A 16,646-nucleotide genomic window follows, 5' to 3' on the forward strand; every position below is an offset into this window, starting at 1 on the left:
TAATTCCACCAGCCACACCCATCATAGCGACCGCTGGCAAATCACAATACGTTGAATCCCAAATGGAAATACGCCATCAATATTAAATTTTATCTATACGCTGAAAAAGGTAGCTGGAAATTATTGGGGAAACTAATCTGAACTACTCAAAAGCACAAACTACCACGCGTTAGATAAACTAACAGCCTTGCAAACCGGGCTTAGGTAGCAATAAACATAAATATGACACCACCACACTAAGCGCTAAACAAGACCCCTAGCCACGTGCTAATTTCCTCTGTGGCCTCAATATGGTCTGCCTTTGGCCCCTGCAATCCAACAAAACCATGACAAGAATCCGCGTATAGACTGTACTGAACAGTATTATCAAACTGCTCCAACCTCATAGCGTAATTGGCACCATCGTCGCGCAAAGGGTCCCTTCCCGCTGTTATTAACAATGTGGGGGGTAAATTATCTAAATCATTACGAGCTAACGGGGTTGCACGGGGGTGCCGGGTTTGACCAAACTCCAACACAGAGCTATTTTTTAAATAGGTATCCCAAAACCAAATCATTAATTTGCGAGTCAATACTGGCCCATTTGCATTTTCCAAATAGGACGGGGTTCCCGGCTCGTAGTGGTCTGTTACCGGATAAATTAGCACCTGGCCTTTCACCACATTAGGCAAACACTCTCTGGCTTGCAGTGCTGTCACCGCGGCAAGATTACCCCCAGCACTATCACCCGCTACCACTATCGCGTTTGGCAAGCCGCCATATAATTCAATATGCTCATAAGTCCACTTTAACGCGGCTAAGCAATCTTCAGGGGCAGCGGGAAACGGATGCTCTGGCGCTAGGCGATAATCTACAGCAACAACAATACAATCACTGCGGTTGCATAAATCACGACACATAGGGTCATAAACACCCAAATCACCAATAACCCAGCCACCGCCATGGTAATACACCACCACAGGAAAAGGCCCTTCTCCTGGTGGCTGGTAAATCCGCAATGGAATAGACCCATGTGCGGTGTCAATGTGTGAGTGACGTACATCAATATGCTTGGCTGTTTTGCCCAGCCAATGCATTCTGCACGACACTTTTATTGCCTTACGTATAACCGTTGCTTTAAATTTAGTATTCATACGCCATTCTTATTATTGAGAATAATGTTTTGAAGCCGTCAGTACCGACTTGTTATTTACGCAGTTCGCTTCTTGTCATCAGCTACCGGAACGTTAGTATTCCTTGGCACTGCATGTAATGCCGTCACCTTGCGACCATTACCATTGGCGGGTAAATACACCTTGCTGTTCACCCAACCCGTTGGGGTATAAAACCCCCACTTACGAATTTTAGGTCCGGTAAGGAATAAGGTTAGGCTATCTGGGGTTTTTAACAATAAACGGTGAGGTGCCCGTCCGGCACGGGTTGTAAAGCTGCCTGTTTCTAATATTCGCTCACTATCGGGCATTTCCTCTAGAATACGCCCACGCAGAACCACAGAAGAATTAAATATCCATGGGTGATCGTGTAAATTAATATCAGGATCATCCCCACACACTTGGTGGAGATAAACATTAAACAAGCGATTACGCGGAATAATGTACCAACGAGTTAGGTAGTCCGTGCCTATCACTTTATTGGGCGCTCGGCGGGTAATTTTTTCAGCTTTCGCCTGTAGGTGACGTAGTATAAAAGCGGGCAAACGCATAAAATTTTTGTTCTCAAAATCAACGGCGGCATTCCACAACACCGACACAACACATTATTTGAAGGCATAGTACCATTCATAAAGGGCTAGACAATACGTTTACCGGACATCTCAACACAAACCCACTAAGCTCAATACTAAAATGACTTATTCGCTATCCGCCGCAGAGGCAAGAAAACTCATACTACATGCCCAGCTATTACCGGCGGCCAAGCCAGCTGGTAAATCGTTGGCTGCGACTTTGTCCGCCATTGAGCATCTTGGTTATATTCAAATCGATACCATATCTGCCATTCAGCGTGCCCACCACCACACTTTATGGAATCGCAACCCTCGCTATCAACAATCACAGCTCAATGAGTTGGTGGCCACTGGTGACGTTTTTGAATACTGGTCACACGCTGCAGCCTATTTGCCGATGAAGGACTATCGCTACACCTTAATACGCAAACACGCTATTGCCAGCGGAGAGCAACGGCACTGGTATGCACCAGATAAATCACTAATGAAATCGGTGTTACGCCGTATTACAGAGGAAGGCCCATTAATGGCAAAGGACTTTGAATACAAGGGTGAAAAATTAGGTGAATGGCGGAGTAAACCCGCAAAAAAAGCACTGGAAAGCCTATTTATGCAGGGAGACCTAATGATTTCAGGACGTGAAAACTTCCATAAAGTCTACGATCTATCTGAGCGCGTTTTACCTAGCCATATCAACACGAGCACCCCCTCCCAAGAAGAATACGCTCGTTATCTAATCCGCGCTTATCTACAGGCAAACGGAGCTGGAAACGCCGATGAAATAGCCTATTTACGTAAAAACACCAAACCACTGATAAACACTCACCTTCGGAATATGGTGGAAAATCAAGAGCTGCTGAAAATTGATATCAATGACAAGCAATACTACGCTTTTCCGAAATCCCTCGACTTGCTCCGCAAGCCGCTCGCCCGAAGCAAACTTGCGATCCTATCGCCTTTTGATAATTTACTGATTCAACGTAAACGGATGCAAATGCTATTCGACTTCGATTACTTAATTGAATGTTATCTCCCTGAGCATAAACGGCAGTATGGGTACTTCTCACTGCCAATATTATGGAATGGAAACTTAGTTGCACGAATGGACTGTAAGGCTGACAGAAAAACATCAACCTTATATATACGTCATCTTGCGATAGAATCATCACTCAAAAACCATGACGGCTTCTTCGAGGCCCTCGGCAATACCCTTCCTGATTTTATGCGCTTCAACAACTGCCAGCAGCTACAAGCCGATAAAACAACTCCTGCTAGTTTATTACCACAACTGATCAAACTAACGCAGCAATAAAAAGTAGCGTCAATCACTTATACAGATTAACTTTACGCTATAATGCATAGGGCTATATCTAAACTAACACCCTATTGGTAAAGCTTTCTCGAACACATCAACATCGATACACCCTAGCAATCATAACCACACTACCACCTGATAACGGCAACCCCATTTCACAGCAAGCTTTACCTTTTTTGCCGCACAATATGAACCAGATACGTTTTTGCTATCTAAGATACTGCGCAACCTAACTAGGACTAATGAGTGACAATAGAGCTTATATACCAGTACATTTTCGGCGGAGCTGTTCTCGCCTTTTTATGCGTAATTGCAAGCGTACTATCACGACGCATTGGCGCACCACTGTTATTGGTATTTTTGTTACTAGGCATGCTTGCAGGTGAAGAAGGTCTTGGCGGGGTTACCTTTGACAACTTTAGTGTCGCCTTTTTATTCGGCAACTTGGCACTGGCTATTATTATTTTCGACGGTGGCCTTGGCACGAGAAAGGAGTCATTTCGGGTTAGTTTAAAGCCGGCCTTGTCCCTTGCAACGGTGGGTGTTCTCGCCACCGCAATTATTACAGGACTAGCGGCACACTGGATTCTCGGTCTGTCTTGGCAAGAGGGCTTATTAATTGGCGCCATCGTTGGCTCAACCGACGCAGCAGCAGTGTTTGGCCTACTGCGAACAGCGGGTTTAGAGCTAAAGGAACGAACAGGGGCTACTCTTGAAATAGAGTCGGGTTCTAATGACCCCATGGCCATATTTCTCACCATCACACTGGTACAAATACTACAGATCAGTGATAGCGAAACAAGCCTAGGCTGGACGGTTGCACAGGAGTTAATTAGCCAACTCGGCCTTGGGGTTATTTTTGGGCTTATCGGCGGTTATCTTCTGACCCAATTACTAAAGAAACTGCAAATTACGGCCTCGCTCTACCCCTTATTAACACTCGCCGGCGGGCTCAGCATATTTGGTATTACCACCCTAGTCGACGGTAGCGGCTTTCTCGCCATCTTTATTGCTGGCGCCATCATCGGCAACACCGCGCTTCCGTTTAGCAGTGACGTTCACCGCTTCCATGACGGCATGGCGTGGCTCAGCCAGATCGGTATGTTTTTAATGCTTGGCTTACTGATCACCCCCAGTCACCTCGTACCGCTCATTCTTCCAGCTTTAGCGATCGCATTTGTTCTCATATTTATTGCTCGCCCCATCGCTGTTTGGCTTGCCCTACTCCCATTCCACTTCCCATGGCGAGAACAGGTTTTCATTGGCTGGTGTGGTTTACGTGGGGCAGTCCCTATTATTTTGGCCCTATTCCCATCACTAGCTGGACTAGAACATACCCAAACCTATTTTGAATTAGTCTTCTTTGTCGTACTTATCTCATTGGTGCTTCAGGGTTGGACAATTGCCCCAATAGCAAGATGGCTGCAAATAGAGCTCCCTCCAAGTAAAAAACAACCGAAACACTTACACCTACCCCTAGATCAAGATCAGGAACAAGAGCTATTGGTCTATAACGTTGTATCAGAAAGCCGCGCCGCGGGTATGAAGTCAAAAGACCTGCCAATGAAAGAAGGCAGCCAATTCCTTGGTATTATTCGACAGGGGATGCTACTCGAAAAAAATAAAGACCAAACCCTCGCGGATAACGATCAAGTGGTTATTCTATCGTCTAGCAGTGCAAAGCCAGCCTTGGGTCGCGTATTCGCAGAAAAAGATCAAAGCCCAAGCGTAGCGTCGACGTATTTTTTTGGCGAATTTGCACTTAACCCCGACGCCCGACTTATTGACGTAGCCCAGGCCTACGGCTTCACAGCAGACCCCGCATGGGGAAATAGCTCGGTGGCGGAATATATTATCAACCAATTCCACGGCAAACCCGTTGTTGGCGACCGCGTTAAACTAGGACCAATCAAACTCATTGTTAAACAAATAGAAGGTGATCGTATTTCATCCGTCGGCTTGAAATTACAAGCACCGGATTAGCTCTGGCTAACAAGGCCACGAAAGAGTTATAGAGTTATGATGCTAACGTCCTGCTAAAACTGGAATAACAAGCTCGAAAAAACTCAAAATAGATCAGCGAACAAAGGTGTTCTTTGCCGCCAAGCGAGACAACATCAGTAACGATGCACTATAGTAATCATCACTTGACGAGGGAGTAGTAGGCATCGCCACACCAAACTCTCCGAGTAATTGACGAACAGCCATCCCTCCAGCTGACAAGGGATAGTGTGCAAACTCGCCACTAGAAAGATCTACCCATGCAGGGGGATAGCGCTGTTCACGCCAATAGGCATTAATTGCCCGCATCCCAGGGGTTTCAGTTATTCTTCCCCAAAAGAAATATAAGGGAATACGAACCGCCTCATATCCAAAGCGAACCGGCCATCCCTCAGCAGGATAAATCTCTCCTCCATCAGCAATCGCCATCCAGTCAGCAGGCAATTTTTTAGGACCAAATCTCGCTGCTTCAAATAGACGAATACTGTCTCGAAGCAATGATGACCAAGGTCCATTTGGCTCAAGCTTAGCGAAATGTTGAATAGCCGGCACCACAAAATAAGACAAATTAACAATTGTGAAACCATCATGTGTAAAGCCTTCTTTAGCCGGCAATAACACTGTATAACCCGCTACAGTCTTTAATAAATGTTCTTTTATTTGACGCCTTAGAATTAGCGATTGGTAGCTATACTCATAATTATTCCACCGCTGCCCAGCAACACTAAGCGCCCATGCGATCATCAGGTCACCATCGCTGGCATTATTCAAATCGGTAACAGCTACCTGCGCCGTCGGGTCGTAACGCCAAGAAAACAAGCGATCACTACTCCGGCGTAAATGCTTATTTGTCCATTGCCAAAGCTGATCAAATTGAGCCTTATCATCATAAGCCACAGCCATGAGCATAGCCCACCCCTGCCCTTCGGTGTGACTGACATTATTATTACCCGTATCGACTACCCGGCCATTGGTAATAAAACGAGCCACATAGGTATTCCAACCTTCATCCATATACTTTGGAGCAGCTGCATGACAGGCCACTGACGATAAGCTAATTAACAAGAAAACAATGCGAATACTAACCGCCATACATCAACTTAAGGGGCTTTCCCTTAGTATTTTCCGTGATTCGAACATCAACTACAGTATCACCACCCTGTTCCCGTAACCACGAGGTATAAATTCCTTGCAGCAAGGCAGAGAATGCCAGAGACCATAGAGTCTCTTTCCCATAGTCAGGGTTTGGCCAATCATCGTGAATAATCGTAATCGCTGCGGATTCCACTTTAAACTGACACCACCCCCAATCCAATTCATTCCAAATAGTATTTGCTTCTAGCTCTAAACCCTCTAATGTACTTTGTTCACTCAGAGGCCAGCGACTAGCCAACTTCGTACCCAAAACGCTAAAAAACGCTTGAACCTCGTTAGCGCCAACATTGCTATCAAGTTCATCCAAGAGAACCGATAAAAAATCCCGCCATTGTTTGTTACATTGTCGACCACGGTAATATTCCAAATTTCGAGATTGATGCGGAAGCAAAATATCCATTTTCAAGGGTCCGTGTTATACAAGAAATTAATCACCGCTGATGTTTCAGAGTAATCACCAAAAGTGTCATAAGAAATCCGCGAGCCGACGCTGAAAGCTGGCGACAGTTCATAACGCATACCTGCACCAAGGTTCATCCCAAACCCACTCTCACTCTCTGAGCTATATCGGGACTCCGTCACTGCGCCACTGTCCGCTAAAACATCCAACCAGCGCTGCTGATAATTCAATGTAGGGAAGTAAGCGGCACCGTCAACGCTATAACTTTGAAAACCTAATGATGCGCTCGCATTCCAAGAGAGCTTTTTATATTTTTCCGAATAGTGAATTGGAAAGGCTAAACTTACATAGCTTTGTGGGCTAAAATAACCGCCGTGGCCATAGGTGAATTTACTCAAGTTTTGATCAAAACTTGAGTACCCCATATTCACACCAGCCTGTAAAGTGCTCTGCTCTTCATTTACCGGGCGTAAATAGGCGCCAAAATTTGCCTGTAACATTTGATTACCTTGAACATTTTCACCACCGTAATAGTAAAAGCCAATATCACCATAAATGCCAACATCTTGATTATCAAAAGCAAGCCCTGCATTCACACCACTGCGGGTAACGGCACCCCAGCGATCTCCAGTGACAGGGTCTTCAACTCCAGCATATGACAATAAACTGTCTTCCACAGCTCTACGCTGAGCTTGTAAACGCAGTTGAGTGTTACTGGTAATTTTAGGGCCATAAAAAATTCCACCCACTATATTTGTAATTTCAAAACCTAGAGGTGTACTGCCAATATCTGCCGTAAACGCATTTCGCTTATAATTAATTGCCACTCCCAGACCCGCTTCTTCATTGCTATTTAGTGGCACTGCTCGGTTATATGAACCAACGCGCGTAATCAATTGTGAAACTAAATCACTAACTGCGCTGCTTCTAACTTGATAAGAGGCCACATCGTCCGCCAATAACGAAAAGTCGTTACCACCAAACTCCTGTAACAAATAGTCATCAACAAATTGGCGCTGATCAGTCGTGAGGGTATCTAGATCTATTCCAACTTCATATAAGGGATTTCTATTAACAGCAAGACCAAAGTTACGCTCCGCAGTTTGAACTCGCGCTTCTAGAGCCGTTATCTCCTGTGCTGTGCCTGAATCTTGCGCCGCTTCTAGCGCAGCATTGGCCAACGCTAACTCCTGCGCGCTAATATCGACTTCATCAATGATTGAACCAACACCGTTCAATTTTTCCGCCAAATTACTCGCAACCGAACTCGACACAGCAGAGCGATAAATCTGGCTAGCGCTATCTTCGCTTAATGTGCCTGCGTTCAAGTAAACGGGACTTACAACTAATTCAAAACGACCATTTCCCAATGGAACACCAGAAAAACCTAACTCGCCGCTGACTTCAGCCAATTGACTTAAACCGTCCTCCCCCTGTCGGAAACGCATACCAATATCACTACGTATACGGGGAGAAAGATCCTTTTTAAGCTTATGGCGATAGGTATCTATACCCTCAATTTCTCGGTATTGACTGTCCGTAACGGCGGTATTAGATTGCGTACTCGCTATAGAAGTAGCGGCTAGCAAATGCTCTCGTCCTTGATCTTGCCAATATCTCTCCGACCACTGTAATGGCATTTTGTCGTCGTACGGGCTACTCATGACGCCTTGGGATGTTGGTTGAGAGTCAAAATCACGATTAACATACTTCCGACTCTCACGTTCTGGCCGCCAGCGCCCAGCAGCAACAGAGTGCCCCGGCAACCAAGCACCCACATCGGCAAAATCAGCAGTATTAGATTTTTTCACCAAACGCTGCCAGCGATTATCACCATCTTGTTTTTTCAATCCCGACAAACCGTTTCGAAATGGATTGTCGGCAATCTGATACTCGCCTAGATGAATTGACTCACCAACAGCAGCCATTCGCGCCTGCTCGACAAAACTCAATGCCTGCCTCTTGTCACCCTGCGCCTCAGCAATGCGCGCTGCAAGTATTAACCATTGCGGTGATTCCAAAGGCGCTGCCTGTTGTAAAAAAGCCTCCGCTTGGTCTAAATTATTGGCAATTAGTGCCGTCTCCGTCATACCTAACAGCGCAACATTACGTGAACCTGTACTACGTTCATAAACATATTCATACACTTGCCCAGCGTAATCATAATAATCACCCTGTTGATATAGACCAGCCAAAGCCAACAACAACTGCTCATCTTCAGGGTTAGACTCTAAACCTGTCATCAATAAATCATAGGCATCTGCATGCTTCTTTGCAGACTGAAGCTTGGCAACTTGAGCAAGCAAAAGAGTTGTATTAGCGCTAGACAAAGTATCTAGGGTCTTTTGGTCATCCTGCGCTTCCCTATTTAAGAACCCTAATAATCGTTGTGCTTCGCGGTCATTTTCGGTTTTAACTAGCACCGATAAATGATTTAAATAATCTGTAGGGGTGGCGCTAAAACCCGCGCTTAAATCTCTTCGAACTAATGCCAACGCCAAACTTCGCTCACCTTCTTCTACCAGAACAAGGGCTACTTGCCCTAACTCAAGCGCAGAAGCTGGCGGATTGCGATAAAGATCATCGAGCGCCATTTCAACACTGATAGGATCTCCCGTTTTGAGGATGGTCTGTAAGCTTTGTAGACGACGCCCCATACTAGCGCGAACCAACAGAGCCAGTTGAGACTCACTACGTTGATTTTCAGGTACCTGCCCTATCAAATGCTCAACTTCTGCCCAGCGCTGCTGCTTCTCAGCAAGCATAGCTGCAACAGTAAGCCCTTCATGACTTCCCTGCTGAACAAGAGGCCTTAACAAAGTACGCGCTCTTACTGGCTGATCCTGGTCATCATATAACCGCGCCAATTCCAAACGTAACCAAGGGTCATCTGGAGCAATCAGCAAGGCTTCACGTAAGATAATTTCACCAGCTGCAGGTTCACCTCTAGCAATAAGGCCAACAGCTCGTTCACGCAATTGATTTACACGCTCCGCTTGCAAATACGACAAGCGCTTACGATCTGCCTCAGGTAATTTAGCAAATTCTATCTCTGCTTCGCCGTACTCTCTTCTTGCGATTAACGACCTAACCAAACCCGAACGAGCGGGGACAGAGTCGGGCACAATCAATAAATATCGTCGATACACTCCTTCTGCCTCAGCTGACCGCCCCTGAGCCATAAGAATTTCAGCTTGCAATAATCTGGCATCTTGACCCGGCACTCCCTGATACTCAGTTAAGGGCAAGACAGAGGCATAAGCTTTTTCAAGCTCCCCAGAATTCAAAAGATTACGAGTTTGCTCTAAACGCGCATAAAATCGGGCAGAATCACGAGCATCTCGCCACTTGCCAGCGGTCTTGGGAGCCATAGTCATCGCTTTACTTAAACTCGTATCAGCGGCTGAAAATTGCCCATTACGCAGTTGCACCAAACCCATGCCGGCAATTGCATTAGCATCGTCAGGGTGCGCTTTAATTGCAGTATTAAAGCCCTCTTTAGCCTCATTAAGGCGACCCCGTCTTAAATCAGTGTACGCCTTCGCCTGCGCCTGGCCTGTATCTTGTTTAGATGTATTAAGGTGTGCAATCACCTCTTGATCAGCAGGAAACGCTTTAAGATAAGTGTTAAGTCCTTCAATATATTTTGCTGTTGATGGCAACCACAACAAACTTTGACGCCAAGCCTTACGAACTCGATCATCCTTTTTCTCACTCCAAAGTAACGCTAAGCGGTCAGCACCTTCGGGACGGCTCGCGCTCCGGTAAGTCAGCGCCTCAGCGTAGGCAACTGCAACGTTGTAGTCTTGGGGCTTTTCGACAGTAAGTGATTTCAGCCCTTTTATTGCTTCTTCCCAGCCGCTATCGGTACCAGCCAACGTCTGATAATACTCCAGAGCAAGATCGTCAGGTGGCGGATCACCGGCAAACAATTCACGATATACATTCGCGGCCTTCCCCGACTCTCCACGCGCTGCAAATGTTCTTGCTTTTGCAAGAACCGACGCGTCAAGCGACGTTCTTCGTAAACGATCACTTAACCCACGCCATTGTTCACTATCAGGCGCAGTGCGCTGCAATTTCTCAGCCCAGTTATGAGCCGCCGCTGTATCGCCACGATTTAGCTCTAACAAGGCCATTTGGTAAAGCGCTTCGCTATTATCATCATCAGAAGCCAAAACCCGCTTCAGCGAGTCTTCAGCCAAATCAGCTCTTCCCGACTGCATCCAGAATCGCGCTTGCTCAAGTAAACGAATATACGAGGCGTCTTGAGCCTCAAGTGAAACAGGCAGACCTACTGCTATCACTAAGAGCATGTAAATCCGTTTAATATCGAAACACTGACTTACTGACAATTTCATCTCTCTCCATCCCTACGCCGCTTAGCTCGTAAAACAAGTAGGGTGTAAGCCTGAGCAACCAATAACGAAACAATAAGCAAAGGCAAAATTAACAATAAAAAAGGACGTTGGGCAAACCACCAACGAAGACGGTTATATCGATTTTCATCCCCCTGTAAACGAGTAGATTCCAGACGGTACGAATTTGCTCCTTCGCCACTATCTAAAACTGACAAATCACCAGACACCGTTGTAAAAACATTAGGGGTATCAAATTGTTTAACCATATCCACCAAACCAAAGCTATCCGTCGCAGTTAGTAAAACAGTTAGCAACACATCTGTTTCAGCGCTATCTGGCTCTTGTTTAGAGCGTGACGCTGTACTGACAAGAGCCTGTAGATATTCACGACTATTTAATGTTCTATCTGCCTCGTCCTGACTCAGGCGGTTACCATCTAAAAATAAAGATACAATCCAATCTTTACGTTTTAGCTCTGCCACCCTTAAGCGGCCTTTATTAACAAATAACCTACTACCCTTAAGAACCTCTTTGGTTATTGGAGCCGAGGTACCCGCTAAGGCAAGCCAATGACGGCCCGCAACACTAGAGAGTTGATCCCCTCCCAAGGCCACCGCCAAATTAAGCGCAGGCTTACCTGTAAACTCAGAAAAGCTAGCTATTAATTCAAAAGCAGCGGCTAAAACCTGTTTGTCCGGTTGAGCAGGGAGCACCAAAGCACTATTGGACATATCTGCCTTAGACGTAAACGGATAGCCCGAGTCAGTAAACAATGACAAATCAGGCACTGATACCATTGAACGAAGTTCAGAAAGGTCAATATTCGTTTCTGGCATTAAATGACTGACAACATCATCAGGAACATTAGAGCGACAATCGCTAGAAAGCTTAGCCTGCAAATTAAAATAAAAGGTTAACTCATTTTTACCATGCAAACGCTCAGGTGAGAGATGAATAACCTTTTCTTCTTGGCGAACTTGTCCTCCAAGCGCACCCCATAATTGCTCCAACAATCCTTTCCTATTCACCGGTAGGGACCGTAAAAAACCACCATTTAAAGTTATATCAAGATGAGATTTGCCAACGTCCAGCCACTCACCTTCAGGAAACTGATATTTAACGCGAAGTGGAACCGTGCGTCCCGGCCAAAGGTTCATAGACGGAGAGAGCCTAAACGGCATAGTAATTAATGGTGGCGTAAGCCCGCTAACACGTAATGAATTTGGTTCAACAAGCTCACCGAGTTCAATAACATCAGAGGTATCAACCCAACGACTTGCACTTTCAACTGTATCGTCTGAAGCGGAAGTATCAGAAACTTTTACACTTCGCCCCATCAACTGATGACTTTGCGACGCCAAATAACGAGCAGCTTGAATTAATCCCCGATCATCAGGCGCCTCGATAACTAATAAACTACCATAGGTTGAATTAGGGTTATCTGTTAAACGAATAGCGGGTACCTCTATATCAGTCTTACTGATACCTGGTACCGGATGCTCATTAGTGGCAAACACAATAGCGTGACCAGCAGGTAGGCTATCCCCCACTGAAAAGGACAGGGTTCGAAAATGACTTTCAGCCCCAATCCATGACGCGAGTATTGCAGCAGAACGCACTTGCTCTCGAGAAGGCCTCGCGGGTAAAACCATTGATATTAATGAATCTCCCGAGGCGTTAGGATCAAAAAACGGCCTCGGTAGTAATGATAGATCTTTAGCCGTTGGCAGCGTATCTGTCGTCAATAAAAACCGTGATGTAGGTAGAATATTAACACTGGTTACCATGCCCTCGGCCACATCACAATCGTCGCTACGACTACCAACAAGAGCAAGATCAATATTATTATTCGACACCAGATAAGCTGGGTTTACCTCTACGGAATACTTTAAGGGCATTGGATCTTGCAATTCCAAAGCGGCCCGCCCAACTTCGACGCCATTAACTGACAAGATTAAGGTATCGCCATAATCATTTGGTGAGAAATAATCTATTAATAAATCAAATCTTGCCCCTCTAACAACCTCATCTCTTGGCAATGAAAACTGGGTACCTGCTCGCCCTCCACTCCCCCTTATATACAAACCCTTACTGCCGCCCAGCTCACCCAGCGCAAGCTCTCTTGCACGATACCCGTCTGCATCCACAGTATCCGCCATCGCCGGCAAACTGGCTAAAAGCAACAATACTGAAAACAAAACCAACATCGCTAAAGGCACAACCCAACGCGTAAATAACTGCTCTTGAACTTGGCTATTTGCCTGTCGCTCATCTTCGCTATTTGAAAATAATCGCGGAGCGAATAAGCCCAAAATACAACGTAACATTCCCACGAAGGATCTCAGAGGGTGATCAGACGGATGCTCCTGCTCAGCAAACCACGCATTCTCTCTTCCCATCACAATACTGACTAGCTGGCGACGTTGATCCGTATCCAACTCGCCAAACCGAAGACGAAAACTTTCCTCATCGCTACTTACAAGTGTTACAGGCAGGACAACTCTGCGCTTGTGATAAATAAGCTCAATACACTCAATTGCAGTAGGCAGCACTTGCTTTTGCCGATTACGCAAGCGAACTCCACCCATAGAGATATCAATTAACTCACTCCCAAGAGCATGTCCGCCCTCAAGAAAAATGGACACCGGCAACTGTAAATCAATACGTACATTAACTCGAGATTGTTGCCGTTCACGTGCTACAGCTATAGCAGCCAACAATGTAAATAAACTAAACCCAGCCCAAAAAACGTTGAGCAACATTACATTAGGTTCGACATCGTAATAATCGTGCCAATAAAGCCTCACCAAGCCCCAGCCAACACTAGCTAACAATAAGAATGCGACAATAAGTTGCGGCTTAACCGCATCAATATCAAAAAATGTTTGCTCTACGAGAGCACCTTTATCGGTAACATTGAATTTGCCTTTATTCGGATTTAAAAGGGTTGTCATTGTTGGCCTTACTAATTGAAAAGCCAATACAGACTCGTAAATCTCCCCCCAGAAAATATGCCGAAACCGTCCATTAGTTCGTGAGTTTGTATATACCGCATGAACTAAATGTGGCAATGCATAAGCAATAATAATTTCTGCCGATGAGGCAATAATATTTTGACCGATTAACAGATACGCCAGCGGGGCGGTAATAAACACAACGCGTGGCAAAGGAAATTGAAAATGCAACATAGCGGACAAGTAACACAAACGCTGCGCAAAACTTAAGCCTCGCCCAAACAACGGGTTATCTGTTCGAAGTATCTGCATCATACCTCGAGCCCAACGAGCCCGTTGACCAATATGAACAGAAAGTCGTTCCGTGGCCAAGCCCGCCGCAAGCGGCAGACCCAAATATGCGGTCCCCCACCCTTTGCGCTGCATTTTTAAAGCTGTGTGAGCATCTTCTGTTACGGTTTCTACAGCAAAGCCTTCAACATCTTGTAAGGCAGTTCGACGAATAACTGCGCACGAACCGCAAAAAAAGGTCGCATTCCAAAAATCGTTTCCCTGCTGCACTGGACCATAAAATAAAGCACTTTCTCGCGGGACATCATCACCAACCGCAAGGTTTCTTTCAAAGGGATCTGGCGAATAAAAATAATGAGGGGTTTGTAACAAAGACAGATTTTCGTCTTTCAAAAACCCGCCTACGGTGTATTGTAAAAAGCCGCAGGTTGGAACATGATCGCAATCAAAAACTGCAACCAAGTCCCCGTCAGTCTGCGCTAGCGCATTATTTAGGTTCCCCGCCTTGGCATGTTGATTATCATTCCGGGTAATGTAACCAACCCCAGCCCTTGCGGCAAAAGCTGCAAAAGCGTCACGCCGACCATCGTCAAGTAAGTAGACTCTTAATTTATCCGCAGGGTATTCAAGACATTGCGCAGCAAGAACAGTATCTGCAACAACACTTAAACTTTCATTATAACTTGGGATGTATACATCAACCGTGGGCCACTCAGCTGTATTCTTCGGCAGTGGAGTAATTCGACGCTCCAAAGGCATTGCCGTCTGTAAATACCCCAAAAACAAAATAAGCCATGCATAAAGTTCAGCAGCAAATAAACCATAGCCAAGGACGTACTCTAAGCCGCTTTCAAAAACTAAAGTTTCCGAAGCACGCCAATACATATACCTTGTCGAAACCAGCAAACTCATTGCCATTAAAAACAGCGACACTAACCTTGATTGAGGTTTTACGCGACTCATTACCACCATAATGGCAACACTGAACACGCCCAACAGGGTTTGATAAGCCACATCCATTGGCGTAGTAATAAATAGAAACAAGGGAATAACAGAACAAATTAGCAACAACCACAATACAAACCACTTACCAGAAGTATTGTTTAATTGCTCTGACTTAGCCTTTGAATCCTCTTCTTCAAACGGCTTATCCACCCAGCTTCTCCAAATGAATCAGTTCTTTCATGACCCTATTTACCAGTGCGTCTAAATCCTGCGCAGCCAAACTGCCAGGTGCACTTTCAAATACAATCCGTTGTTTTGCGTTTGCTTCTAAAACAGCCTCGTCGCGATGAATTAAGCCCATTATTTCTTCACCGAATCGGTTTTCCATAAAAGTACAAATTTCACTATTCAAACGACTGCGCGGATCAACTTGATTGAGTACCAAACCATGCCGACTCTCAGCCGGAACATCCGAAGGGTAATAACTGCCATTTTCTACCGCCGGAAGCAAAGAGATTGAGGCTGAATCAGACAGCAGAACAGTCAATCGTAAATCCGCCAAACCAGCTACTGCCGACAATGCTCGAGATTGACCCGGCGGCAAGTCGGCTATGATCACGGTTCCCCTTGACTGACTAAGTGAAGCAAATCGGGAGCGTAGAAAAGCAGGCTGCCGCAAATATTGTTCAAAAGCATTGCTCATTGCTTGACTGGGGTAGCCATAAGGCAGAACAAATAAATTATCTGCAATCTCTACCGTTAAAGAAGACCAGTCCTCACTCGCTACTGCGTTTTCGACAAAGCCACGACCATCATCTAGGCGCACACCAAAATGAAGTCGCAGAGCATTCTGAGGGTCAAAATCCACAGCAATAACACGAAACCCTCGCCGCCTTAGCCCATAAGCCAAGTTAGCAGTGCATGTGGTTTTCCCAACGCCACCCTTTGGGGAGCTAATACAGATAACTGCCACTAGCGGGACGCCAGTTTACGACTATGTGCTGCAATACGCTGCAGCAAAGGTTTCAAAGGCGTATTGCCGCTAGGAACATCTAGCTCAGATGACACTTCCTCAGCAATCGAGTTTGGTTTTGACAAAATATTTCCAAACCTCACCGGATTAACAGGAGATTCAGTGTTTTCAGTATCGAAAGTATTTAGTGAGGGAAGTGGGGCATCAATTTCGATGCCATCTTGCGCTTTATCAGTCGAGATATATGGCGCATTCGTCTGTTTCGCAGCTTGAGCGAGAAGCGGCCAAGAAGAAAAATCCGAAGAGCTAGTCACCTTCGACATTCTTTTAATTTCCATTTCTTTCATCAAAATTCCCTATTAATAGTCTTACTATATTCTATTTAATCTACATAACTGAATCTACTAACAAACTTGTATTATTATGTCAAAATACTACGAACTAGGCGTAAATAGTTACAATTGCTACACAGTCTGGTAACCCTCCCTTTTTAACTGGTGTGAATAGCCCCCAAGCATAATAGGAATT

10 protein-coding genes are annotated in these 16,646 nt (G+C 45.4%); 2 read left to right on the top strand and 8 right to left on the bottom strand.

Features of this window, described 5'->3' with window-relative positions; all coding sequences use genetic code 11:
• Positions 1 to 236 precede the first annotated feature (236 nt).
• Both AELLOGFF_RS09810 and AELLOGFF_RS09815 read right to left on the bottom strand, forming a co-directional pair.
• Entirely contained in the window at positions 237 to 1,133 is an 897-nt protein-coding gene (locus tag AELLOGFF_RS09810) for an alpha/beta hydrolase (protein WP_159268570.1), read from the bottom strand.
• Positions 1,134 to 1,189: 56 nt separating this feature from the next.
• Positions 1,190 to 1,702, bottom strand: a complete 513-nt coding sequence (locus AELLOGFF_RS09815; protein ID WP_200842635.1) for a hypothetical protein — start codon at positions 1,700 to 1,702, stop codon at positions 1,190 to 1,192.
• A gap of 142 nt (positions 1,703 to 1,844) precedes the next feature.
• On the opposite strand from AELLOGFF_RS09815, the gene AELLOGFF_RS09820 reads away from it, so the two are divergent.
• Complete coding sequence (locus AELLOGFF_RS09820; RefSeq protein WP_159268571.1) at positions 1,845 to 3,035, top strand: winged helix-turn-helix domain-containing protein; 1,191 nt, start codon at positions 1,845 to 1,847, stop codon at positions 3,033 to 3,035.
• Between the two features lie 249 nt (positions 3,036 to 3,284).
• Positions 3,285 to 5,021, top strand: a complete 1,737-nt coding sequence (locus tag AELLOGFF_RS09825; RefSeq protein WP_159268572.1) for a potassium/proton antiporter — start codon at positions 3,285 to 3,287, stop codon at positions 5,019 to 5,021.
• A gap of 93 nt (positions 5,022 to 5,114) precedes the next feature.
• Here AELLOGFF_RS09825 and AELLOGFF_RS09830 read toward each other — a convergent pair whose 3' ends face one another.
• The 6 genes from AELLOGFF_RS09830 to AELLOGFF_RS09855 are packed head-to-tail and all read right to left on the bottom strand — an operon-like array spanning position 5,115 to position 16,465.
• Positions 5,115 to 6,131 (bottom strand): glycosyl hydrolase family 8, encoded by a 1,017-nt coding sequence (locus AELLOGFF_RS09830; protein WP_159268573.1) that lies wholly within the window; start codon positions 6,129 to 6,131, stop codon positions 5,115 to 5,117.
• Positions 6,121 to 6,594, bottom strand: a complete 474-nt coding sequence (gene bcsD / locus AELLOGFF_RS09835) for a cellulose biosynthesis protein BcsD (RefSeq protein WP_159268574.1) — start codon at positions 6,592 to 6,594, stop codon at positions 6,121 to 6,123. The genes AELLOGFF_RS09830 and bcsD overlap by 11 nt, the downstream gene beginning before the upstream one ends.
• 2 nt (positions 6,595 to 6,596) lie before the next feature.
• The gene (locus tag AELLOGFF_RS09840) at positions 6,597 to 10,955 is read right to left on the bottom strand and encodes a cellulose synthase subunit BcsC-related outer membrane protein (protein ID WP_159268575.1); all 4,359 of its coding nucleotides are present in this window, start codon (positions 10,953 to 10,955) and stop codon (positions 6,597 to 6,599) included.
• The gene (bcsA, locus tag AELLOGFF_RS09845; protein ID WP_159268576.1) at positions 10,952 to 15,355 is read right to left on the bottom strand and encodes a UDP-forming cellulose synthase catalytic subunit; all 4,404 of its coding nucleotides are present in this window, start codon (positions 15,353 to 15,355) and stop codon (positions 10,952 to 10,954) included. The genes AELLOGFF_RS09840 and bcsA overlap by 4 nt, the downstream gene beginning before the upstream one ends.
• Positions 15,348 to 16,118 (bottom strand): cellulose biosynthesis protein BcsQ, encoded by a 771-nt coding sequence (bcsQ, locus tag AELLOGFF_RS09850; protein ID WP_159268577.1) that lies wholly within the window; start codon positions 16,116 to 16,118, stop codon positions 15,348 to 15,350. The genes bcsA and bcsQ overlap by 8 nt, the downstream gene beginning before the upstream one ends.
• The gene (locus AELLOGFF_RS09855) at positions 16,118 to 16,465 is read right to left on the bottom strand and encodes a hypothetical protein (protein ID WP_159268578.1); all 348 of its coding nucleotides are present in this window, start codon (positions 16,463 to 16,465) and stop codon (positions 16,118 to 16,120) included. Before AELLOGFF_RS09855 ends, bcsQ begins: the two co-directional genes overlap by 1 nt.
• Positions 16,466 to 16,646 lie beyond the last annotated feature (181 nt).

The organism is Zhongshania aliphaticivorans, from assembly GCF_902705875.1.
GTDB lineage: Bacteria > Pseudomonadota > Gammaproteobacteria > Pseudomonadales > Spongiibacteraceae > Spongiibacter > Spongiibacter aliphaticivorans_A.